The sequence below is a fragment of the Streptococcus oralis genome, assembly GCF_003943825.1.
GTDB classification, from domain to species: domain Bacteria; phylum Bacillota; class Bacilli; order Lactobacillales; family Streptococcaceae; genus Streptococcus; species Streptococcus oralis_CD.
In genome coordinates this window covers 1-1,121 of record NZ_RJNJ01000031.1, presented here as the reverse complement: position 1 = coordinate 1,121, position 1,121 = coordinate 1, and the positions used below count along the sequence as shown (strand labels likewise).

The following is a 1,121-nucleotide window of genomic DNA, read 5'->3' as shown; positions in this document are numbered from 1 at the left end:
ACCTTAGCTATCCGAACAGCGCCAGTCATTATTGGTTTGGGGAAAATTGTCAGTCCCTTTGTTTGGCTTTTGTCAGCCTCAACGAATCTATTGAGCCGTGTGACGCCAATGACCTTTGATGATGCTGATGAAAAGATGACACGTGATGAAATTGAGTATATGCTCACTAACAGCGAAGAAACACTGGATGCAGATGAGATTGAAATGCTACAGGGAGTCTTTTCTTTAGATGAACTAATGGCTCGGGAGGGAATGGTGCCCCGAACAGATGCCTTTATGGTGGATATTCAGGATGACAGTCAAACGATTATCGAGAGTATTTTAAAGCAAAATTTCTCACGTATCCCTGTTTATGATGGGGATAAGGATAATGTTATTGGTTTGATTCACACCAAGCGCTTGTTGAATGCCGCTTTTGTGGATGGCTTTGACAATATTGTTTGGAAACGAATTCTCCAAACGCCACTGTTTGTTCCTGAGACTATCTTTGTGGACGATCTTCTTAAAGAACTTCGAAATACCCAAAATCAAATGGCCATCTTACTAGATGAATACGGTGGAATGGCTGGTTTGGTAACTCTGGAAGACCTCTTAGAAGAAATTGTTGGTGAGATTGATGATGAGACTGACAAGGCTGAAATTGAAGTCCATCAAATAGGAGAAGACACCTATATCGTTCAAGGTACCATGAATCTTAATGATTTTAATGACTACTTTGATGTGGAACTGGAAAGTGATGATGTTGATACCATCGCCGGTTATTATTTGACGGGTGTGGGAATGATTCCAACGACTGAAAAACTCAGTTATGAATTGGTCAGCCAAAACAAACAAATCATCCTAACCAATGACAAGGTGAAAAACGGACGTGTTACCAAGGTAAAAGTCCAAATCACTGAAATAGAGACTGAAGAAGAAACAGAATAAAGCAGTGACTTGAGTCACTGCTTTTTGTAAATCTATATGGTAGACACAGTTATCCCTATCTATTTGAATAACAAAAAAGCCCGATTTTACGGGCTTTTCATTCGGTTAATTCCTGTTAATTCAGGTACTGAAAGGCGGTAGACGGATTTGAACCGACGATCAAGCTTTTGCAGAGCCGTGCCTTACCACTTGGC

The 1,121-nt window shown here is 40.5% G+C and carries 1 protein-coding gene; it reads left to right on the top strand.

Annotated elements, in window-relative coordinates:
• On the top strand, positions 1–927 hold a 927-nt coding region (locus tag D8863_RS10375), incomplete at its 5' end, for a hemolysin family protein (RefSeq protein ID WP_142999482.1).
• Between the last annotated feature and the right edge of the window lie 194 nt (positions 928–1,121).